Here is a 19,890-nt window from a genome sequence, read left to right on the forward strand (position 1 = left end):
TTGCCGGCCAGCGGCCGGCACTACCATTTCGAATTCGCCGGGCCATGCCCGGCGGATGCAGATCAACCGGTGTTCTGAACACCCTGCGAAACACCGTTCACGCAGGCCACCAGCGCGCGCAGCAGGTCGTCATCCTCGCCCCCGCTGGCCCGCCAGCGCTGCAGCAGGTCCACCTGCAGCACGCTGATCGGATCAACGTAGGGATTGCGCAGGCGGATCGAAAGCGACAGCCGCGCATCGTGGTCGAGCAGCGTCCGCTGGCCCATCAGCGCCAGCAACCAATGCCGGGTGAGTTCAAGCTCACGTTGCACCTGCGGGAAGAAGCGCCCGTGCAGCTCGCCGGACAGTTTCGAGAACTGCTCGGCAATGGTGATATCGCCCTTGGACAGCACCATCGCGATGTCATCCAGGAAGGTACGGAAGAACGGCCAGTCACGCGCCATCTCGCGTAGCGTCTGTTCGTGGCCAGCATCCACCGCCGCCTGCAGGCCGCTGCCCACGCCGTACCAGCCGGGAATGACGGCACGCGCCTGGCTCCAGGCGAACACCCACGGAATCGCGCGCAGATTGCCCAACGCCGCGTCTTGGCCGAGCCGGCGCGACGGCCGCGACCCCAGCGTCATCCGCTCGATCACATCGATCGGGGTCGCCGTGCGGAAGTAGTCCATGAAACCAGACTGGCCGACGAAGGCGCGGTACACCTCGCTGCTGGAGCCAGCAACCACATCCATCACCGGTCGCCAGTCATCCTCGCGCGGCTCCACTGCACGCGGGCGCAGGCTGGCGCGCAGCACGGCACCCGTGGCCTGTTCCAGCGAGCGCAGGGCCAATGCACGGATGCCGTACTTGCGGTGGATCACCTCGCCCTGCTCGGTCACCCGCAAGCGGCCATCGATGCTGCCGCGCGGCGAAGCATCCACCGCGTGCGTAGTCTTGCCGCCACCACGGCTGATCGAACCGCCACGGCCATGGAAGAAGGTCAGGCGGATGCCAGCCTCGGCGGCCACCTCCAGCAGTTCCACCTGCGCACGCTGCAGGCCCCAGCGCGATGCAGCGATGCCGCCGTCCTTGCTGCTGTCCGAATAACCGAGCATCACCATCTGCACGTCGTCGCGTGCACGCAGATGCGCACGGTACACCGGGTCGGCCAGCAGGTCGCGCAGGGTCGCGGTGCCACGCTTGAGGTCATCGACCGTCTCGAACAAGGGCGCGATATCCAGCGGTACCGCGTCGTTGTCATCCACCAGACCACCACGGCGCGCCAGTGCCAGCACCGCCAGCACGTCGCTGCGGTCGTGTGCCATCGAGATGATGTAGCTGCCCAGTGCATCACCACCATGGCGCGCACGTGCATCGGCCAACGCCGCGAACACCGCATCCAAACGCTGGTTGCCTTCGTCCTCGCCCTTCGGCAAAGGCACCTCGCCACCGGCATGCGGCGCCAGCAGGCGCGCGCGACCCAACACATCCAGGCCCTCCCACGCAGCGTCGCCACCCAGCACCGCGGCCAACGCGCGCGCGTGCACGCTCGATTCCTGGCGCACGTCCAACCGCGCAAGATGGAAGCCGAACGTTTTCACCCGCCACAGCAGGCGCTGCACCGCGAAACCGCCAGCATGTTCGCCACGATTGGCGCGCAGGCTGTCGAGGATCAGCTGCAGGTCGTCGATCAGTTCGTCCGGACCAGCGTAAGCGCCTGCACCATCATCCAGCGTGGCCTGCAGGCGCGCGCGCATGCGGTCGTTGAGCAACCGGTACGGCATGTCGGCATGGCGCGGGCGCGACTGCACCTGCGGCAGCAACTGCTGGTAATGCGCTACGCGCGCCTGCAGCGCATTGCTCACGCCCACCCGCTCGGTGGACTGGCTGAGCAGGCTGGCCAGCTGCAACAGTTCCTTCTGGTAACGCCCCAGTACCGCCTGCCGCTGCGCATCCAGCGTGTTGCGGATGGTGGTGGCATCCACGTTCGGATTGCCATCCATGTCGCCGCCCACCCAGGTGCCGAAGCGCAGCAGTCGCGGCAATGGCAGTTCTTCGCCATAGGTATCGCGCAACGCCTGCTGCAGCGATTCGTACAGCACCGGAATCACCCGGTAGAGCACCTGCACCAGATAGAAGCCGACGTGCTCGCGTTCGTCATCGACGGTGGGCCGCACCGGCGAGGAATCGGTGGTCTGCCATGAGGCAGTCAGCGCCATGCGGAAGCGCGCAGCATCGGCAGCGGCTTCGCCCGGCGTGCGCTGGCCGTCGAGGTTGTCGACCAGGCTGGCCACCATCAGCTGCTCTTTTTCAAGCAGCGCGCGGCGTACCGCTTCGGTCGGGTGTGCGGTGAACACCGGTTCGATGTCGATGCGTGGCAACCACTGCGCCAGCTCGTCCAGGCCCACGCCCTGCGCCTTCAGATGCTGCAGGGCATCCTGCAGGCCATCGGGCTGCGCACCTGCGGTACCGGCGCGCTGGTAGTCACGGCGACGGCGGATGCGATGCACGCGCTCGGCGATGTTGACCACCTGGAAGTAGGTGCTGAAGGCCCGCACCATGGTCTCGGCCTGTTGCGGCGCGCGCCCGGCCAGGCCATCGGCCAGCTCGGACAGCGGCGCCTGGTTCTCGCGGCGGGCGATGGCGCGGGTGCGCACGTCCTCGACATCGTCGAGGAACGCGGCGGATACCTGTTCAACCAGCAGGTCGCCGACCAGCGCGCCAAGGCGGCGCACATCATCGCGAAGCGGAAGATCGGGAGAAGCGAATTCGATGCTGCTGCGGTACTCGTTCATCGGCGACGCACAGGCCTCGGTCAACGGATCCAGACCCCAAGCCTAAACCAGAACGGGCATCGTGCTGCGATGCAAAAATGGTTTCATCTGGTAGTGCCGGCCGCTGGCCGGCAACCTCAGGCCGCGTGAGTCCATGAGGTTGCCGGCCAGCGACCGGCACTACCGGGTCACGTCAGCGCTTCTTCTTCGCCTTGCCCTGATCGGCCGGGCCGATGGTCTGCTCCAGCCAACGCTCGCTCTCGGCCAGCATGGTCATGATCGACTCGCGTGCGCGGTAGGCATGCGATTCGTTCGGCAGCATCACCAGGCGCGCGGTGCCACCCAGGCCCTTCACCGCAGCGAACATGCGCTCGCTCTGGATCGGGAACGTACCGGAGTTGTTGTCGTCCACACCGTGGATGAAGAGGATCGGATCCTTGATCTTGTCGGCGTAATTGAACGGCGCCATCTTCTGGTAGACGTCCTGCGCCTGCCAGTAGTTGCGCTCTTCGGCCTGGAAGCCGAACGGGGTGAGCGTGCGGTTGTAGGCGCCGCTGCGGGCGATGCCGGCCTTGAACAGGCGCGTGTGCGCCAACAGGTTGGCAGTCATGAACGCACCATAGGAATGGCCACCGATGGCGATGTGATCGCGATCGGTCACGCCACGACGCACGACTTCATCCACCGCTGCCTGCGCGTTGGCCACCAACTGTTCGATGTAGGTGTCGTTCGGCTCCTTGTCGCCCTCGCCGATGATCGGCATCGACGGGCTGGCCAGCACCACATAACCCTTGGCCAGGAACGCCTGCGGGCCCCAGTAGCTGACCGCATTGAAGCGGTACGGCGAATCGGTGACCTGGCTGGCCGCGGCCGCGCTCTTGAACTCACCCGGGTAGGCCCACATCAGCAGCGGGCGCGGACCGTCGCGCTTGGGGTCGTAGCCCGGCGGCAGCAGCAGGGTCGCGGTCAGATCCACACCGTCCTTGCGCTTGTAGCGGATCTGCTCCTTCTGCACGCCCTTCAGCTGCGGCAGAGGATGCGCAAAGTGGGTCAACGCACGCGGCGCAGCACCAGCGTCAGACAGCGACTGCACGTAGAAGTTGGCCGGCTCGTCCGGGCTCTCGCGGCTCAGCAGCAGCGAGCTGGCCTGGTTGTCCAGCAGCGCCACCGGCAGCGCGTAGCTCGGCGCCTGCGAGTGGAACAGGCGGGTGGCCTTGCCCGTAGCGACATCGAAGCGGTCCACGAACGGACGATCGCCTTCCGGCGATGCACCGGCACCGGCCAGATACAGGCTGCTGCCATCGGCGCTGGTCTGCAGCAGCGAGCGGCCGCGGTCGTCGCTGGACAACAGCGGCCGGCCCGGATCGGAATAACGGTCCTGCGCGTCACGATCCCACAACAGGCGCGGCTCGGCGCTGGCATTGTCCGGGGCGATCAGCCAGGTCTTGGTCTTGCGCGTCTTCCACCACGATTCGGTCAGCAGGGCCAGGTCGCCACGGCCCCAGCTGATGCCGGCCAGGCGGCTGCCGAGCTGGGCCAACGTGACCGGCGGCGTGTCGAACGGCGCGGCCTGCATCAGCACCGCGTCACGCACCTTGGCGTCCCTGTTCGGGTCACCACCGTCCTGCGCCTCGGCCCAGACCAGGGTGGCATCGGCATCACCTCGCCAGCTGATATCGCGTACGCCGGTCACTTCGGCATCGTTGCCGGTCGGCAGGCCTTCCACCAGCGGACGCACAGCCACGGTGTGCACCAGCTTGCCGCTGGCACGGTCGATCACTTCAATGCGGCGCGGGAAGCTGCTTACCGGCACCACGTACGAGTACGGGCGCTGCACCGGCTGGCGCAGCACGAAGCGGCCATCCGGCGACACCGCGAAGCCCATGAAGATGCCGGCCGTGCCAATCGCGCGGGTACTGCCATCCAGGCTGACTTCCATCGGCTGGGTGGTCGCGTAGTAATCGAACTGGCGCGCGTCGGCCTCGTTCTTCAGCAGATCCTGGTAGGTGCGGATCGACACCACGCCGCCACCCTGGCTGGTCTGCTGCACGGCCGGACCGGTCGGGATGCCATCGGCGGCCGGGGCCGCACCAAGGTTGGCCGGACGCGTGAACACCACCAGGCCGCGGCTGTCCGGCAGCCACTGGTAGCCACTGCCGATCACCGTGTTCAGGCCGGCGACCAGACGACGGGCGCTGCCGCCGGCCACGTCCACCAGCCACAGCTCATTGGCGCCGCTGGCGGCGTCGACCTGGTTGAAGGCCAGCCACTTCTGGTCCGGCGACCACATCACGCTGGCGATCGACAGCTTGGCCGGCAGGCCGCTGATTTGCCGTTCCTTGCCGTCGGCCACGTTCATCAGCCACAGCTTCTCGCCGAAGCTGAAGCGGCTGTCGGAGAAGGTGCGCGGGTTGATGCGCAGGCCGGCCAGCTTCAGTTCCGGCTGCGCCACCACCTGGATCGACGGCAGCGACGGCATCTGCATCATCGCGGCGACATCGCGGCGTGGCGACAGGTACAGCGAGGGCGCGCGCGGCGCGTCCACCACCGCCTGCAGCGCCGCCGAGGGCAGCTCGTAGCCGGTGGCGCCCTGGGCCTGCGTCTGGCCCTGAGCGGCCTTCGGCGCAGCGGCCAGCGCCAGCGGAGCCACCGCCAGCAGTGCCATCGACAGGACCAGGCCGGTCAAGCGCCGGTTGCGGCGCGGGTGCATGCTCATCGTTCCACCTGTGTGATGCGTGAAAACAACGACCTTAACAGGCCATGCCTGCCGGCCCACCTGCCGATGGTTGGGTCATCGGCGTGTCACACCGGAGGCGCGATATAATGGCCGTCCTCCCCTGCCGAGGGGCGCTGCGACCGGATCCCTTGAGGCCGGCCAGGCTCGGCCAGGTGGTACTGCAACAACGGCGCCCGGCCAGAAGCGAGCATCCGCTCGTCCACAACCGGAGCTATTGCATGAATGCTGTTGCCAAGACCTTCTCCACCGAAGGCGATTACAAGATCCGCGACATCACCCTGGCCGACTGGGGCCGCAAGGAACTGGACATCGCCGAGCACGAGATGCCGGGCCTGATGTCGATCCGCCGCAAGCACGCCGCCAGCCTGCCGCTGAAGGGCGTGCGCGTGACCGGTTCGCTGCACATGACCATCCAGACCGCGGTGCTGATCGAGACCCTGAAGGACATCGGCGCCGACGTGCGCTGGGCCTCGTGCAACATCTTCTCCACCCAGGACCACGCTGCTGCCGCCATCGCTGCTACCGGCACCCCGGTGTTCGCCTGGAAGGGCGAGTCGCTGGAAGAGTACTGGGACTGCACCCTGGACGCGCTGACCTTCACCTTGGCCGACGGCACCCTGACCGGTCCGGAGCTGGTGGTCGATGACGGCGGTGACGTCACACTGCTGATCCACAAGGGCTACGAACTGGAAAACGGCAGCACCTGGGTCAACGAGCCGGCTGCATCGCACGAAGAGCAGGTCATCAAGAACCTGCTCAAGCGCGTCGCCACCGAGCGCCCGGGTTACTGGGGCCGCGTGGTCAAGGACTGGAAGGGCGTCTCCGAAGAGACCACCACCGGCGTGCACCGCCTGTACCAGCTGGCCCAGGCCGGCATCCTGCTGATCCCGGCGATCAACGTCAACGACTCGGTCACCAAGAGCAAGTTCGACAACCTGTACGGCTGCCGCGAGTCGCTGGCCGACGGCCTGAAGCGCGCGATGGACGTGATGCTGGCCGGCAAGGTGGCCGTGGTCTGCGGCTACGGTGACGTCGGCAAGGGCTGCGCCGCGTCGCTGCGTGCCTACGGCGCGCGCGTGATCGTCACCGAGATCGACCCGATCTGCGCCCTGCAGGCGGCGATGGAAGGCTATGAAGTCAACACCATCGAATCGACCCTGGGCCGTGCCGACCTGTACGTCACCACCACCGGCAACAAGGACATCATCCGCATCGAGCACCTGAGCGCGATGAAGGACCAGGCCATCGTCTGCAACATCGGCCACTTCGACAACGAGATCCAGGTCGATGCGCTGGTGGGCTTCAAGGGCGTGCAGCACGTCAACATCAAGCCGCAGGTGGACAAGTACATCTTCCCGAACGGCAATGCGATCTTCCTGCTGGCCGAAGGCCGCCTGGTCAACCTGGGCTGCGCCACCGGCCACCCGAGCTTCGTGATGTCCAACTCGTTCGCCAACCAGACCCTGGCCCAGATCGACCTGTGGGCCAACAAGGACAGCTACGAGAACAAGGTGTACCTGCTGCCGAAGAAGCTGGACGAGGAAGTGGCGCGTCTGCACCTGGAAAAGATCGGCGTGAAGCTGACCACCCTGAGCCAGGAACAGGCCGACTACATCGGCGTGCCGGTGGAAGGCCCGTTCAAGCCGGACCATTACCGCTACTGATCGTGCCGGGGTCGGATCCCTTTCCAAAGGAAAGGGCTCTGACCCCAGCAACGACCCCAGCAACGGAAGCAGAAAGAACGGGCGCCTTCGGGCGCCCGTTCTGCGTTGGATATGCCGGTAGCGCCGGGCCATGCACGGCGAGCGCGCCGGCGATTTGATCTCCACGCCGCCGGGCATGGCCCGGCGCTACCGGATGGCGGCAATAGCCTCGGTCAAGGCAACGCCTCCACGCCACGCTACGATTCCCCCATGACTCCGGCCATCAACCTGCTCAAGCGCGAGAAGATCGCCCACACCGTGCGCAGCTACGTGCACGACGCCCACGCCGAATCGTATGGGGGCGAAGCCGTCGAGAAGCTCGGCCTCGACCCGGCCCAGGTGTTCAAGACCCTGCTGGCCAGCACTGAAACCCACGAACTGCTGGTGGCGATCGTGCCTGTGGCCGGCCAGCTCGACCTGAAGGCGCTGGCCGAAGCGGCCGGCTGCAAGAAGTGCGAGATGGCCGCCGCTGATTCTGCACAGCGCGCGACCGGCTACCTGGTCGGTGGCATCAGCCCGCTCGGGCAGAAGAAGCGCCTGCGCACCTTCCTGGATGCCAGTGCGCAGGCACTGCCCACGCTGCATGTCAGCGCCGGGCGACGCGGACTGGAGGTAGAACTGGCACCGGCCGATCTGCTGCGCCTGACCGCCGGCCACTTCGCTGCCATCGGCAAGGCGCGCTGATGCGCTGGCCGTGGTCTGCCGCACCACTGCCCCGGCTTGAGGATGCACAGGCCGATGTAGTGCTGCAGGACCTGTTGTCGCGCGACGGCGCGCGCATCACCGATGCTGCTCGCACGGTCGCACGGCTGTTCAGCCCGTCCTCGCTGGAAGCACTGGCCACGCACGCGGACCTGATCGAACAGCGCTGCCAGGGCATCGCGCTCGGTGGCATGCTGATCAGCAATCAGGCGCACCTGAAAGCCGCACTGAAACGGTTGCGCTACTGGCGTGCGCGCGAGGGTTGCCTGTGTGCGCTCAATCCCGGCTACCCGTTCTTCGATCCCCGTCGCCTGCTTGAACAGGGGCAGATGCGGCTGCTTTCGGTGGGCGAAGCCGAAGGTGGCTGGGGCGAGTGCCACGCGGTTGCCTGCGCACAGTGTGGCCGGCACTGGCAGGCCATCGACCGCGAGTATCACTACCCTTGGTGGGAGTGGATGGCCGCCTGACGGGATGCAGCCACGCATGGGGTGGCGCTACTGCGGCAGCGCGCAGATTCACGCCGTGCGTGGATTGCCATCACTCCACCAATTCGTAGCGCATCGGCACGCGCACGATGGTCAACTCCGGCACCGTGCTCTTCGCGTCGGCGCGGACGAAACGCCAGCCGCGCAGTTCTTCCACCGCCGCTTCATCCAGCAGCGCGTAGCCGCTGGAGGTCTCCACGATCACCGCGGCAACGGCTCCTTGTGCATCGATCAGCGCCTTCAGCTGGCTGCGTCCGGAAAGTCCCTGTTGCATGGCCTCTGGTGGGTAGCGCGGCGATACGCCGCGCGGCTGCATCCACGGGATGCCCTCGCCCGCGAACAGGTCCCGAGCGCCGCGCGCCGCGCAATGCTTCGGCAGGCGCAACGTTAGGGACATCTGCGCGCCGTCCACAGTCACCTCCGCAGGCGCTGCACAGGCGTGCTGCGCCAATACACTCAGCATCTGCTGCTGCCGAAGCAGCGCCTTGCCGTCGGCTGCGGTCACCTCGACCACGCAACGACCGCCCTCGGGCCGCATCGACAACGCGGTCACGCCCCTGTCGCGCAGCCCCGGAACCGCCGCCAAAGGCGAACAGGCCGTCTCTGCAACCGGCGCTGCCGCCGGTGCTGTGATGGCCGGCAGCAGGCCAGCCAGCACCATCAGGATCATCCTTGCCCAGCTAGCCATGCTCCGCCCTCCGTGCGTTGGTCTGGCCCGATCATAGATCAGCTGGGCATGGCGCGTGCGCGTGGGGTCGAATGACCCGGTCAGCGCCCCCGCGATACGGGGATCCGAGTCAGGGACGCCAGTTGGCGTTGTTCTCCCAGAACTCGACGGAACGCCGGTAGGCCTCACGATCCAGCGGCACGCCGGAACCGCCCTCTTCCACACCCAGCGCATTGCGCATCATCGTGATCGGCGCCATCGGCACCTCTTCCGGTTCGGCGGTATAGATGCAGCCGACGATGCCCCAGTCAGCCTCGATCGGTGAACCTTCCTTCGCCAGCTGCTCGGCGCTGTACAGGATCACCACCAGGTAGCTCGCACGCGGCGACTCCACGCCCTCGAACCAGCGCACCAGCACCGGCAGCTCCTCGCGGTTGCGTGCCTCGTAGCCGCTGCGCAGCTGGTGGCGGTTGGCATCGCTGACCGGCACCGTCAGGCAGCGCGTGCTGGTCCAGTTCTCGTAGACGAACAGCTTGCAGAACGGCGCATAGCCATCGAGCACCTTCAGCGGGGCGTGCGCGTTGAGGTGTGCCTCGAACTGCTCTGCGCTGCAATCCTGGATGGTGTTGCCGCGCGGAACGCGTGGAAACAGGCGGGGGCGGGCGAAATCGGTGAGGACGATGGACATGGCGGCACAGTGCAGGAACAAGTGTTCAGGGTACCGGCCAAGCGACTTGAAGTCTGCTTCACATCTGCACGGCACAGTGCCTGCACATTCCCAGGAAACCCGAGCATGAACCGCTTCCCTCCCCTGCTGCTGGCCTGCGTGATGGCCATCCTCCACGGACCCGTGGTCGCCTCAACCGCCGATCCCACACAGCCACCGCGCGTGCTGCTGGTCGTCAGCAGCGAAGGTCGCGATCAGGGCCGTATCCGACCAGGCTTCGAGATGGACGAGTTCGCCCAGGCCTGGCTGATACTTCGGCGCAACGGCTTCGAAATCGATGTGGCCAGCCCACGCGGCGGCGCCGTGGAAGCCGACAAGTACAACGCCGCGGAACCCTTCAACGCTGCGGTTCTGGCTGATCCCCTGGCCGTCCGCGCACTGGCCGCTACGCTGCCAACGGCGCAACTGCGGGCAGGCGACTATCGCGGCGTGCTGGTGATCGGCGGCAAGGGCGCCATGTTCGATCTGCCGGCTGACAGCGCGCTGCAGCGCACGATTGCCACCATATGGGAACAAGGCGGCGTAGTCGCAGCGGTCTGTCATGGTCCGGCGGCGCTGGCAGGCATCCGCCTTGGCAATGGTCGCGCACTGGTGGAAGGCCGCTCCATGACCGGTTTCAGCGAGGAGGAGGAGGCACTGTTCGGCAAGCGCTGGGCGAAGGAATTTGCCTTCCAGCTGGAGCCACGCATGCGTGAACTCGGGGCCCGTTGGCAGGAAGCGCCACTGATGATGCCAAAGGTGGTGGTGGATGGACGCCTCGTAACCGGACAGAATCCTTATTCCACTCCCGTGCTGGCCGAGGCCTTCGTGCGTGCCAGCGGACAGGTACCGGTGGCCCGTGAACCCTGGCGCGACGAGCGCAGCATGGCGCTGGTGGAGCGGCACCTGAAGCTGCGCGACGAGCAGGCCGTCCAGCAGCTGGCTCGGCACCCCGTGGATTACCACGTCGAACTGATCGGCATCCTTGGCTTCTACCAGCTGCAGGCTGCACAGACGCCGGCAGCGATCGCCGATGCGTTGGCGATCATGCAGTTGGCCCGTCCACACATGGACGAACCGCGCCTCGACGTGGCGATGGCCGAAGCGCACTGGCGTCTGGGCGATGCCACGCACGCCCGCACGCAACTGCAGGCCGTGCTGGAAAAACAACCTGCACTGGAAGAAGCTAAGGCACTTCTGGCCCGCATGCAGCCTTGACCATGAACGCCGAACGCCTGCGCCTGCTGTTGATCGAAGACAACCTGCCCTTGGCCTCGGCCATCGTCGACATGCTGCAGGCGCAGGGCCACCAGGTGGATTTCGCCGCCGACGGCGAGCTCGGCCTGCGGATGGCCCTGGCCAATCCGCCGGACGTCGTGCTGCTCGACCTGGGCCTTCCGGGAATCGATGGGACCACTGTGTGCCGTCGCCTGCGCGATGGCTGCGACCGCCACGTGCCTGTGCTGATGCTGACCGCACGCGACGCGCTGGTCGACAAACTGCAGGGCTTCGCCGCCGGCGCAGATGACTACCTCATCAAGCCGTTCGACGATGCCGAGCTGCTGGCGCGCTGTCTCGCGCTGGCGCGCCGCCATCGCCTCAACCAGCCCCATCGGTTGCAGATCGGCCCACTGTGCATCGATCGCCGCACTGGCCAGGCGTGGCGTGATGGCGTTGCGCTGGAGATGCCACAGCTGGCTCAGCGCATCCTGCTCGAACTGGCCGAAGCGTGGCCGTGCACCGTGACCCGCAGTGAACTGGTACAGCGCTTGTGGGGCGATGAAGCGCCACCGTCGGACCCGCTACGCTCGCATCTGTACCTGTTGCGGCAGGTACTGGATCGACCCTTCGACAGCGAGATGCTGCGTACCGTACATGGTGTCGGTTTCCGTCTGGAAGCATCACCATGAGGCCACGCCCGGTCCATCGCCTGCGCCGGCGCCTGGTGGTGGCGTTCACCGTCTTCGCGCTGCTGATTGCCTCGGTCTTCGGAGTGTATTCGCTGGTCTTCATGTATGCGGTGGAGGACAGCATCTTCAACGCCCAGCTGGACCGTGAAGCGCAGGCGCAGCGTGCCTACCATGCCCGCACGGGGCACTGGGGCCTGCCCGCCGATGCAGCGGTCCAGCTGCATGACTCACCTGCCACATTTCCCGCCGACCTGCGGACCGTGTTCGCGGAGGAGCCCTGGCGCTCGGAGTTCGGCGGCGAGCAGGGCCGCCACTACCACGTCAAGCGATTGCAGGCCTCCCCGTCCATGCCTCCCGCGTGGCTGGTGTATGAAGTCAGCGAACAGCTGGTGGTCCGTCCGGTCCGCGATAGAGTAGTGCTGCTGCTGGGCGGTACGGCGCTGGGCATGATCCTGGTCGCGATCCTGCTCGGGCTTTGGCTGGCGCGCCGCGCCACACGCCCCCTGTATGCGCTGGTCCATGAGGTTGAAGCGCTGCAACCACCGTCTGGACAGCGCACTCACCTGGCAGACCGTTTCGGCGATGACGAAATCGGGGTACTTGCGCGCGCGCTGGATGGCTTGTCGGAGCGGGTTGCCGCGTTCATCGAACGGGAGCATGCCTTCACCCGTGATGCCAGCCACGAGCTGCGTACGCCGTTGAGCGTCATCTCCAGCGCGGCCGGCCAGTTGCTCGGTGAGGCTGGACTGTCCGCACGCGGGCAACAGCATCTGCAGCACATCCGCCTGTCGGCGCTGCAGCTGCAGCAAGCCATGACCGCATTGCTGGCGCTGGCTCGCGAAGAACCTGCAGACGCATGTTGCGGGCCGGTCAGACTCGTTCCGCTACTTGAGAGAGTGATCGTCGAGCAGTCACCGCTGTTGGCCTCGCGGCCGGTGGACGTGCAACTCTCTGTGCCCCACGGCGCAGCACTGCGCGCGCCAGAGGCTGCGCTGCAGGTGGTGCTGGCCAATCTGATCGGCAACGCCTTCGCGCACACGCCGCAGGGCACGGTATCGATCACGTTCGAAACAGGCGTTCTGCAGGTCTACAACACCGCTTCCTCCACACCGTCGCTGGGCAGCTGGCCCACGCCCCGCCCCTTCCAGAAGCGCGCAGACAGCAGCGGCAGCGGATTGGGGCTGGAGATCATGCGCCGGCTTTGCGACCACCACGGCCTGCATCTGGACATACAGGCCAATGACGGTGGTGTTCATGCGCAGCTTCGAGGTCAGCAATGCGGCCCATGAAACGCTTACTGAAGGTGCTGGCTGTCGTCCTGCTGGCGCCGCCATTGCTGTTCACCGCCGCCCTGCTCTGGCCGCTGCGTGCACCGCCGTTGCCCGAGCCGGGCAACAGCCGCGTGATCGTCAACGCGCGGGTGGTGGACGTCGCGCGCGGCCAGGTCAGCGAACCCACGACAGTGACAGTGCGCAGCGGCACGATCACCGCCATTGGCGAAACGCCACGGGACACCACATTGCCAGTGCTCGATGCCGGTGGCCGCTGGCTGCTGCCCGGCTTCTGGGACATGCATACCCACGCCCTGCAGCTGTCGCCGCAACTGCAGTTCCCGCTGATGCTGGCCAACGGCATCACCGGTACCCGCGACATGATGGACTGCCCGCAGGCTACCGATCCGCTGATCGCCTGCGTGGCCGACAAGCACCGCTGGACCGCACAGGCCATTGCCGGGCAGCAGGTGGCACCGCGCTTCGTGCAGATCGCCAGTTTCTACTTCGAAGATCCGTCGCTTGCGCCGGAGACCGCCGCTGAGCGTGCGCGCACGTACAGCGCGCGCGGTGTCGACGCGTTGAAGGTCTACAACCGGTTGCGTGCGGATACCTACCAGCGGCTGGCCAGCGAAGCGCGGCACCTGAATCGCCCGCTGGTCGGCCACCTGCCCAGGGCAGTTCCGCTGGAGGACGCGCTTCAGGCGGGCCAGCGCAGTTTCGAGCATGCGCACCTGTTCGTGCGTCATTGCTTCGACAACGCCGCCGCGTGGCGCGGCGGCACGCTGGATGGCGAAGACCCGACCACACTGGCCGAACGCATGGTCGGCGGCTACCAGCCTTCCGTGTGCAATGAGGCGTTCGGCTTGATGCAGGCCAGCGGCGCCGCGTTCGTGCCGACCCATGTCACCCGCGAAGAGGATGCACGCGCGCGCGATCCAGAGTTCGTCGACGATCCACGCCTGGCCTATCTGGATCCACTTTCGCGCTGGGCATGGCGCGATGATCTGATGGCCACCACCGAACGCTATCCTGGCCTGCGCGGCGAAGACGCGTTGAAGGCGTACTTCGAGCATGGACTGGCCCTCACCGGTGCCGCGCACCGTGCCGGCGTCAGCGCGCTGGTCGGCACCGATACCGGGCTGGGCGGCTTCCGCTATCACGATGAACTGCAGTGGCTGCGGCAGGCAGGCCTGAGCCAGGCCGACGTGCTGCGCGCGGCAACGCTGCACGCGGCGCGTCATCTGGAGTTGCAGGCATCGCATGGCAGTGTCGAGGTCGGCAAAGCCGCCGACCTGGTATTGCTCGATGGCAACCCGCTGCAGGACACCGCCAATACCCGTCGTGTGCACGCGGTGCTTCTGGCCGGGCACCTCTACGACCGCCCGCGGCTGGATGCACTGCTCGCCTACGCCCGCGCGCAGGCACGTTCACCGGCGGTGATGGCGCGCCTGCTATGGGGCTTCATCACCAGCCCGGTCAGCGCCGAGCTGTAGCGGCAGCTACAACGCCATCCGCTCGCGCAATTCACGCGCCTGCCGCCGCGAAACCTCCACCTCGCTGCCGTCATCCAGTGCCAGGTCGTAGCCGTCGCCGATGCTGGGCGTCACACCACGGATGCGCCGCAGGTTGACCAGCGTGTTGCGGTTGGCACGGAAGAACAGCTCCGTGGGCAGGCGTGCTTCCAGCGCACTCAGGCTGCGGGTCAGCAGCGCGTTCTGGTCGCGGAACCACAACCGCGTGTAGTTGCCATCCACCACCAGCCGGCGGATCTCGGAGACCGCCACGAACCAGCAGCGCTCACCCTCGCGCACGAACACCTGGTCCTGCGCGCCCAGCGTGCCGCGCGATTCCGGCACTTCTGCCGCCACGACCTCTCGCTCACGCGCCCGCTGCAGCGCCTCCAGCAGCCGCGGCGCTTCCACCGGCTTCACCAGGTAATCCAGCGCATTGGCCTGGAACGCGCGCACTGCGTAGGTGTCATAGGCGGTGACGAACACCACGGCGGGTACCGTCTCCAGACCATCCAGCACATCGAAGCCGCTGCCCGAGGGCATCTGCACGTCCAGCAGCACCAGATCCGGTGCCAGCGTGGCGATCGCCTCGCGTGCGGCAGGCACATCGTCGGCTTCGCCTACGCACTGCACCCACGGCAGCGCCGACAGCAGCGTGCGCAGCTCCTGCCGCGCCAGCCGCGCGTCATCGACAATCAGTACGCGCAGCGCACCACTCATTGCGGAATCTCCAGCAGGGCCTGCATGCGGCCGCCGACCGGCTGCAGGATGAAACGACCGCGCGTGCCGAGCTGGGCACGCAGATAGGCCAGGCCGACGCCGTGGCCATGCGTGGGCTCGCTGACGCTGCCCAGTGGGTTGTCCACCTGCAGGCGCAGCACATCATTGTCCAGCGTGGCACGGATCTGCACGTCACCGCCGCCCGGACGACTGGCGATGCCGTGCTTGATCGCGTTCTCCACCAGCAGCTGCAACGCCATTGCCGGCAACTGCGCCTGGGTGGCATCGGCATCGATGTGCTGCTGCACCTGCAGGCGCTGTTCGAAGTGGATCGCCTCGATGGCGAGATAGTCATCGACCACTGCCAGTTCCTCGGCCAGAGTCACCTGCTCGCTGCGGTTGTGCGCCAGCGCCTGGCGCAGCGTGCGCGACAAGCGGGTGACCATGTCGCGTGCGCGCTCGGGATCTTCCAGGATCAATGCACGCAGGTTGTTCAACGCGTTGAACATGAAGTGCGGATTGAGCCGTGCGCGCAGGGCATCGCGTTCCAGCGCACTGCGCTCGGCTTCGGCGCGCAGGCGGGCCAGCTCACTGTGGCGTGCACGGCGCAGTCCATGCAGGCCGGCCCACAGGCCGGTCCACATCAGCAGGAAGAGCGCGGTGTTCATCCAGTACACCAGCAGCGAGGACCATTGGTAGTCGGCGTGCCCTCCGGGCAACCGCACCCAGTCCAGTGCCAGCGATGGCAGCAACAGTGCAGCCGTCACCGCCTGTGCAACGCTGGCACCGATCATCACGCCGGCAGCCAGCTTCAACACCAGCAGGCCCAGCCCGCCGTCCCACCAGCGCTGGCGCAGCGCGACCGAACGCAATGCACCGCTGCACAGCCAGAGCGAGACCGCGATGCTGACGCTGATCAAGGCCACGCCGCTGAACAGTACGCCGCCCCCGATCCGCATCCCGACCCACAGGCTGTACATCGCGTAGCCGGCCCACGCCAATGCGTTGAGTGTCCAGAAACGACGGGATGAGGTGGTGGCGTCCATGCGGGCTCTCGGCGGTGGCAGGAGGGCGGACAACGGTCAGGGATGTGCGGCGAGGAAACGCTGCACCTGCTCCTGCAACCAGCGCGGATCATCCCACATCAGGAAGTGGAAGCCCTGCGCACTCATCGCGATCTGCACGCCGTGCAGCTTCGCGTACTGGGTCTGGAACACCGCCCGGGTGCTGTCCTCGGTAGCGCCCATCGGCTGGTAACCGGCCCAGCTGCCCAGCACCAGGGTTGGTGCGCTGATCGAGGCGATGCTGTCGCGCAGGTCGGTGGTCATCACCGCATGCATGGCATCGGCCGTGGTCTGGCGGTCGCTGCCTTCGCCCCAGCGGCCTAGTTCGGCCTGGCGCTGCGGATCGCGGGTCATCCCCGGCAGGCCCGCCTTCAACTGCGCCTGCCATTGCGCGGCGTCAGCAGCCAGCATGCCCTTGCGCAGCTGGCCGGCCATCGGCCGCACGCTGTCAGCCGAGGCGTTCGGGTCACGCGCGGCCGGCAGGAACGGCAACGCATCGACCACCACCAGTGCGCTGACCGCCTTCGGCTCGGCCTGCGCCATCTGCAGGCCCAGCAGGCCACCGAGGCTGTGGCCGATCACCACCATCGGGCCCAGGTGCTGGTCATGCAGGTAGGCCAGCAGCTGCCCGCGCATCGCCGGCAGGAACTCGGCCGGGCGCGGATCAGCGGCTGCGGCGCCGGCAAAGCCGGGCAGCTGCACCAGGTGGCACTGCACATCCTTCAGCGCCAGGCAGGTCTCGCGCCAGACCTCAGCGCTGCTGTTGAGACCGGGAATCATCAGCAGGGGGCGGCCGTTGCCAACCACTTCGACCTGCACCTTGCCGGCTGTGATGGCAGTGGCCGCATGGGCCGGACCGGAACCCAGCACGGCCATCGCCATGCCGATCATCGCCAGCCGGGCCAGTGCCTTCATCGCGTACCAGAGTGCCAGGAAGATCTTCATCGTCTGCTCCTTCATCGGGTGGGTATTGCCGGGTCTGGGGTCAGCGTGGCCCCAGCGGCAGCAGCCCGGTTGCGATTCCGGAGCAACGGCCGGGCGCCGGGGCGAACGGTCGCCAGTGACGGACGGCCCGCCCTCACACATCCATCTTGATGAAGCGATATACTGATCCACACCCGCCGCTGCCGCCCGTGCCATGACCGCCATCAGCTTCGAGTTCTATCCGCCCAAGACCGACGAACAGCGCAGCCAGCTGGACCGCGCCGCCGCCAAGCTGAAGGACTACGGTCCCGAGTACGTGTCGTGCACCTTCGGTGCCGGTGGCTCGACCCTGAGCTATACCTCGGAGACCGTGCGCCACCTCAACCAGCACCATGGCTTCGATGCCGCACCACATCTGTCCTGCGTCGGCGGCACCCGTCAGGAAATCCGCGAGCTGCTCAAGCTGTACCGCGCGATCGGTTGCCGGCGTCTGGTCGCGCTGCGCGGCGACCTGCCCTCGGGCATGGGTTTCCCCGGCGACATGCGCTATGCCGCCGAACTGATCGACTTCATCCGTGCCGAGCACGGCGATGCGTTCCACATCGAAGTGGGCGCCTATCCGGAAACGCACCCGCAGGCTTCCGACGCGCTGGCCGACCTGAAGCACTTCAAGGCCAAGATCGACGCTGGTGCTGATGCGGCGATCACCCAGTACTTCTTCAACCCTGACGCCTACTTCCATTTCGTCGATGAAGTGCGGCGGCTGGGCGTGCAGGTACCGATCACGCCCGGCATCATGCCGATCGCCAACTTCAGCCAGCTGCGCCGTTTCTCCGAACAGTGCGGTGCGGAGATTCCGCGCTGGATCAGCCGCAAGATGCAGGCCTATGGCGATGACGCCGAATCGGTGCGTGCATTCGGCACCGAAGTGGTGGCTCGGCTGTGCCAACGCCTGATCGAAGGCGGTGCACCCGGCCTGCACTTCTACACCCTGAATCTGGCCAAGCCGACCACCTCGGTGCTGAAGCTGCTGCAGGGCTGAAAGCACGCCACGCGCGCATGATCGGCGCTACCCTGCGTCGATGAACCGGCTCTTCTTCCTGTTGCTGCTGTTGTCGATGTGCGCGGCATCGAGCGTCGCCCATGCGCAGTCCACGCGCCTGAACCGCTGCACCGATGCGCAGGGCCAGAGTGTCTACACCGACCGGCCCTGCGACAGCCTGGGCGCGCGGTCGCGGTTGCCACCGCCTGCGCCCACCGGCAACACGATGCCGCGCGACACCCTCGGCGCGCGCTGTCCGCGAAGGTTGAGTGAGCTGGTGGAAGCGCTGCGCACCGGCATCGTCAGCAATGATGTGAACCGGCTGTCTTCGCTGTACCTGTGGAGCGCAGTCTCCGACGCGGGCGCACAGCGCATTCTCGGCCAGTTGGAATCGTTGGCGCGGCGGCCGTTGGTGGACGTGGTGCCGGTGTATCCGCGGCAGGCGCAGGACGACTCGCAGGAAGTGGGTCAGAGCCCTGCTGCGCAGGGATCCGGCCCTGTGGACACTGTGGCGCGGCATCCGATCGGTCTGCGCCTGGAGCAGACGCTGCCCGGCAGCGCGTCGCGCGCTTCGACGGTGCTGGGGTTGCGGCGACAGTACGGGTGCTTCTGGATCACGCTGTGATCGCTAGGGGTCGGATCCCTTTCCTGCGGAAAGGGCTCTGACCCCCGATCCCGGCCATGGGGTCAGAGCCCTGCTGCGCAGGGATCTGACCCCGCGTGCGCGGCGTTACGCCGGCCACAACGCACGGATGGCGGCGATGCCCTGCCCGCCATGGCGGCGCGCCTCGGCGATGTGGCCGCTGCCCATGCCACCCAGTGCATAGATCGGCAGCGATACCTGCGCACGCAATGCGGCGAAGGCATCCCAGCCCATCGGCGCGGCATCGGGATGGCTGGCCGTGGCCTGCACTGGACCCAGCACGGCGAAGTCACAGCCCAGACGCTGCGCAGCCTGCAGCTGCCGCAGGTCATGGCAGGACGCGGCAACCAGCTGTCCCTCTGGCAGCGGGCGCTTCTCCAGTTCCAGCAGCTGCTCGCTGCCCAGGTGCACGCCCACGCCCAGTGCGCGCGCCAGTTCGATATCGCGGTTGAGCAGCCACTGCACGCCGCTGCGCCGATGCGTGCGCAGGGCCTGTTCCAGCATCGCCTGCCGCTGTGGATGCGCCGGTGGCAGGCGCAGCTGGATGCGCTGCTGGCCCGCGCCTACCGCGCGCTGCAGCTGCTCATGCCAGTGCTGCACGCCGCTGTCATCGTCGGCCGGCGCTGGTGTGATCAGGTAACTGTCGGGCTGGCGCAGGGCGGCCACCACCGGCAGGTCGGCCGGCGGCATCGAGTAGCGGCCCAGCTTGTCCGGCGCCACCCAGGTGATGGCCTGGCCCTCGCGCCCGCGCGGGGTACCCTTCCAGCTGCGCACATGGCGCACTTCCAGGGTCAGGTGCTTGTCCGGGTAGCGCTGTGGCACGTCCATCAGCCACTCGCCGACATCCGCCTCGATACCCAGTTCCTCGCGCAGCTCGCGCACCAGCGCCTGTTCGGAGGTTTCGCCGGATTCGCGCTTGCCGCCGGGGAATTCCCACAGGCCGGCCATGTCGCGGTTCTCGGTACGGCGGTTGAGCAGCACGCGGCCACGGGCGTCGGTGATGACGGCGGCCACGACGTGGATCGATCGGGTGGGGGAAGGCATGGGGG

17 protein-coding genes and 1 riboswitch are annotated in these 19,890 nt (G+C 67.1%); of the genes, 9 read left to right on the forward strand and 8 right to left on the reverse strand.

The genetic code is table 11. From position 1 onward, the window contains the following. Positions 1-62: 62 nt before the first annotated feature. Both ppc and AC0Z6F_RS05985 read right to left on the reverse strand, forming a co-directional pair. Positions 63-2,774, reverse strand: a complete 2,712-nt coding sequence (gene ppc, locus AC0Z6F_RS05980; protein WP_012510068.1) for a phosphoenolpyruvate carboxylase — start codon at positions 2,772-2,774, stop codon at positions 63-65. Between the two features lie 172 nt (positions 2,775-2,946). Then, positions 2,947-5,469, reverse strand: a complete 2,523-nt coding sequence (locus AC0Z6F_RS05985) for a S9 family peptidase (RefSeq protein WP_004144050.1) — start codon at positions 5,467-5,469, stop codon at positions 2,947-2,949. 120 nt (positions 5,470-5,589) lie between these two features. Beyond that, positions 5,590-5,672: riboswitch (S-adenosyl-L-homocysteine riboswitch) on the forward strand. 36 nt (positions 5,673-5,708) lie between these two features. Here AC0Z6F_RS05985 and ahcY point away from each other — a divergent pair. The 3 genes from ahcY to AC0Z6F_RS06000 all read left to right on the forward strand — a co-directional run bounded on the left by ahcY (position 5,709) and on the right by AC0Z6F_RS06000 (position 8,362). Further along, positions 5,709-7,154 carry an adenosylhomocysteinase gene (ahcY, locus tag AC0Z6F_RS05990; RefSeq protein ID WP_012510067.1) on the forward strand — a complete coding sequence of 482 codons (1,446 nt, stop codon included), beginning with the start codon at positions 5,709-5,711 and terminating at the stop codon, positions 7,152-7,154. A gap of 249 nt (positions 7,155-7,403) precedes the next feature. Continuing rightward, positions 7,404-7,877, forward strand: coding sequence for a Cys-tRNA(Pro) deacylase (gene ybaK, locus AC0Z6F_RS05995; protein WP_180889792.1), 474 nt, complete (start codon positions 7,404-7,406; stop codon positions 7,875-7,877). Further along, the gene (locus AC0Z6F_RS06000; protein ID WP_004144020.1) at positions 7,877-8,362 is read left to right on the forward strand and encodes a hypothetical protein; all 486 of its coding nucleotides are present in this window, start codon (positions 7,877-7,879) and stop codon (positions 8,360-8,362) included. The genes ybaK and AC0Z6F_RS06000 overlap by 1 nt, the downstream gene beginning before the upstream one ends. A gap of 70 nt (positions 8,363-8,432) precedes the next feature. Here AC0Z6F_RS06000 and AC0Z6F_RS06005 read toward each other — a convergent pair whose 3' ends face one another. Then, positions 8,433-9,050: an energy transducer TonB gene (locus AC0Z6F_RS06005; RefSeq protein WP_258015322.1), complete on the reverse strand. Its 618-nt coding sequence runs from the start codon at positions 9,048-9,050 to the stop codon at positions 8,433-8,435. A 127-nt stretch (positions 9,051-9,177) separates the two neighbouring features. Next, on the reverse strand, positions 9,178-9,735 hold the full coding sequence (locus AC0Z6F_RS06010; protein WP_012510063.1) for a DUF3228 family protein: 558 nt from the start codon (positions 9,733-9,735) through the stop codon (positions 9,178-9,180). Positions 9,736-9,840: 105 nt separating this feature from the next. On the opposite strand from AC0Z6F_RS06010, the gene AC0Z6F_RS06015 reads away from it, so the two are divergent. Genes AC0Z6F_RS06015 through AC0Z6F_RS06030 form a run of 4 tightly spaced genes read left to right on the forward strand, consistent with a single transcriptional unit; the run spans position 9,841 to position 14,430 of the window. Further along, positions 9,841-10,971: a type 1 glutamine amidotransferase domain-containing protein gene (locus AC0Z6F_RS06015; RefSeq protein ID WP_012510062.1), complete on the forward strand. Its 1,131-nt coding sequence runs from the start codon at positions 9,841-9,843 to the stop codon at positions 10,969-10,971. A 2-nt stretch (positions 10,972-10,973) separates the two neighbouring features. Further along, positions 10,974-11,663 (forward strand): response regulator transcription factor, encoded by a 690-nt coding sequence (locus tag AC0Z6F_RS06020; RefSeq protein WP_012510061.1) that lies wholly within the window; start codon positions 10,974-10,976, stop codon positions 11,661-11,663. Then, on the forward strand, positions 11,660-12,952 hold the full coding sequence (locus AC0Z6F_RS06025; RefSeq protein ID WP_100467811.1) for a sensor histidine kinase: 1,293 nt from the start codon (positions 11,660-11,662) through the stop codon (positions 12,950-12,952). The genes AC0Z6F_RS06020 and AC0Z6F_RS06025 overlap by 4 nt, the downstream gene beginning before the upstream one ends. Beyond that, positions 12,940-14,430: an amidohydrolase family protein gene (locus AC0Z6F_RS06030; RefSeq protein WP_485617262.1), complete on the forward strand. Its 1,491-nt coding sequence runs from the start codon at positions 12,940-12,942 to the stop codon at positions 14,428-14,430. The genes AC0Z6F_RS06025 and AC0Z6F_RS06030 overlap by 13 nt, the downstream gene beginning before the upstream one ends. Positions 14,431-14,436: 6 nt before the next feature. Here AC0Z6F_RS06030 and AC0Z6F_RS06035 read toward each other — a convergent pair whose 3' ends face one another. The 3 genes from AC0Z6F_RS06035 to AC0Z6F_RS06045 are packed head-to-tail and all read right to left on the reverse strand — an operon-like array spanning position 14,437 to position 17,177. Next, positions 14,437-15,168, reverse strand: a complete 732-nt coding sequence (locus AC0Z6F_RS06035; protein ID WP_065722782.1) for a LytR/AlgR family response regulator transcription factor — start codon at positions 15,166-15,168, stop codon at positions 14,437-14,439. Continuing rightward, on the reverse strand, positions 15,165-16,214 hold the full coding sequence (locus AC0Z6F_RS06040) for a sensor histidine kinase (protein WP_004143827.1): 1,050 nt from the start codon (positions 16,212-16,214) through the stop codon (positions 15,165-15,167). Before AC0Z6F_RS06040 ends, AC0Z6F_RS06035 begins: the two co-directional genes overlap by 4 nt. Positions 16,215-16,250: 36 nt before the next feature. Next, positions 16,251-17,177 carry an alpha/beta fold hydrolase gene (locus AC0Z6F_RS06045; protein WP_180889788.1) on the reverse strand — a complete coding sequence of 309 codons (927 nt, stop codon included), beginning with the start codon at positions 17,175-17,177 and terminating at the stop codon, positions 16,251-16,253. 193 nt (positions 17,178-17,370) lie between these two features. Between AC0Z6F_RS06045 and metF the strand changes: the two genes are divergently transcribed. Together metF and AC0Z6F_RS06055 are read left to right on the forward strand one after the other, a co-directional pair. Further along, positions 17,371-18,198: a methylenetetrahydrofolate reductase [NAD(P)H] gene (gene metF, locus AC0Z6F_RS06050; protein ID WP_004143823.1), complete on the forward strand. Its 828-nt coding sequence runs from the start codon at positions 17,371-17,373 to the stop codon at positions 18,196-18,198. A 40-nt stretch (positions 18,199-18,238) separates the two neighbouring features. Continuing rightward, positions 18,239-18,823 carry a DUF4124 domain-containing protein gene (locus AC0Z6F_RS06055; protein WP_100434046.1) on the forward strand — a complete coding sequence of 195 codons (585 nt, stop codon included), beginning with the start codon at positions 18,239-18,241 and terminating at the stop codon, positions 18,821-18,823. Positions 18,824-18,928: 105 nt separating this feature from the next. On the opposite strand, the gene AC0Z6F_RS06060 is transcribed toward AC0Z6F_RS06055, so the two are convergent. Next, complete coding sequence (locus tag AC0Z6F_RS06060; RefSeq protein WP_065722778.1) at positions 18,929-19,885, reverse strand: Nudix family hydrolase; 957 nt, start codon at positions 19,883-19,885, stop codon at positions 18,929-18,931. Between the last annotated feature and the right edge of the window lie 5 nt (positions 19,886-19,890).

It is taken from the genome of Stenotrophomonas sp. 1L-E-5-B-C3 (genome assembly GCF_057292075.1).

What these genes read in the sequence shown, in the direction of transcription:
- AC0Z6F_RS06015 (WP_012510062.1), top strand. Translation starts at nt 9,841, where the DNA reads ATGAACCGCTTCCCTCCCCTGCTGCTGGCCTGCGTGATGGCCATCCTC.
- AC0Z6F_RS06045 (WP_180889788.1), bottom strand. Translation starts at nt 17,177, where the DNA reads ATGAAGATCTTCCTGGCACTCTGGTACGCGATGAAGGCACTGGCCCGG.
- AC0Z6F_RS06040 (WP_004143827.1), bottom strand. Translation starts at nt 16,214, where the DNA reads ATGGACGCCACCACCTCATCCCGTCGTTTCTGGACACTCAACGCATTG.
- AC0Z6F_RS06030 (WP_485617262.1), top strand. Translation starts at nt 12,940, where the DNA reads ATGCGGCCCATGAAACGCTTACTGAAGGTGCTGGCTGTCGTCCTGCTG.
- ybaK (WP_180889792.1), top strand. Translation starts at nt 7,404, where the DNA reads ATGACTCCGGCCATCAACCTGCTCAAGCGCGAGAAGATCGCCCACACC.
- AC0Z6F_RS06060 (WP_065722778.1), bottom strand. Translation starts at nt 19,885, where the DNA reads ATGCCTTCCCCCACCCGATCGATCCACGTCGTGGCCGCCGTCATCACC.
- AC0Z6F_RS06005 (WP_258015322.1), bottom strand. Translation starts at nt 9,050, where the DNA reads ATGATCCTGATGGTGCTGGCTGGCCTGCTGCCGGCCATCACAGCACCG.
- ahcY (WP_012510067.1), top strand. Translation starts at nt 5,709, where the DNA reads ATGAATGCTGTTGCCAAGACCTTCTCCACCGAAGGCGATTACAAGATC.
- metF (WP_004143823.1), top strand. Translation starts at nt 17,371, where the DNA reads ATGACCGCCATCAGCTTCGAGTTCTATCCGCCCAAGACCGACGAACAG.
- AC0Z6F_RS06000 (WP_004144020.1), top strand. Translation starts at nt 7,877, where the DNA reads ATGCGCTGGCCGTGGTCTGCCGCACCACTGCCCCGGCTTGAGGATGCA.
- AC0Z6F_RS06035 (WP_065722782.1), bottom strand. Translation starts at nt 15,168, where the DNA reads ATGAGTGGTGCGCTGCGCGTACTGATTGTCGATGACGCGCGGCTGGCG.
- ppc (WP_012510068.1), bottom strand. Translation starts at nt 2,774, where the DNA reads ATGAACGAGTACCGCAGCAGCATCGAATTCGCTTCTCCCGATCTTCCG.
- AC0Z6F_RS06055 (WP_100434046.1), top strand. Translation starts at nt 18,239, where the DNA reads ATGAACCGGCTCTTCTTCCTGTTGCTGCTGTTGTCGATGTGCGCGGCA.
- AC0Z6F_RS06025 (WP_100467811.1), top strand. Translation starts at nt 11,660, where the DNA reads ATGAGGCCACGCCCGGTCCATCGCCTGCGCCGGCGCCTGGTGGTGGCG.
- AC0Z6F_RS06010 (WP_012510063.1), bottom strand. Translation starts at nt 9,735, where the DNA reads ATGTCCATCGTCCTCACCGATTTCGCCCGCCCCCGCCTGTTTCCACGC.
- AC0Z6F_RS06020 (WP_012510061.1), top strand. Translation starts at nt 10,974, where the DNA reads ATGAACGCCGAACGCCTGCGCCTGCTGTTGATCGAAGACAACCTGCCC.
- AC0Z6F_RS05985 (WP_004144050.1), bottom strand. Translation starts at nt 5,469, where the DNA reads ATGAGCATGCACCCGCGCCGCAACCGGCGCTTGACCGGCCTGGTCCTG.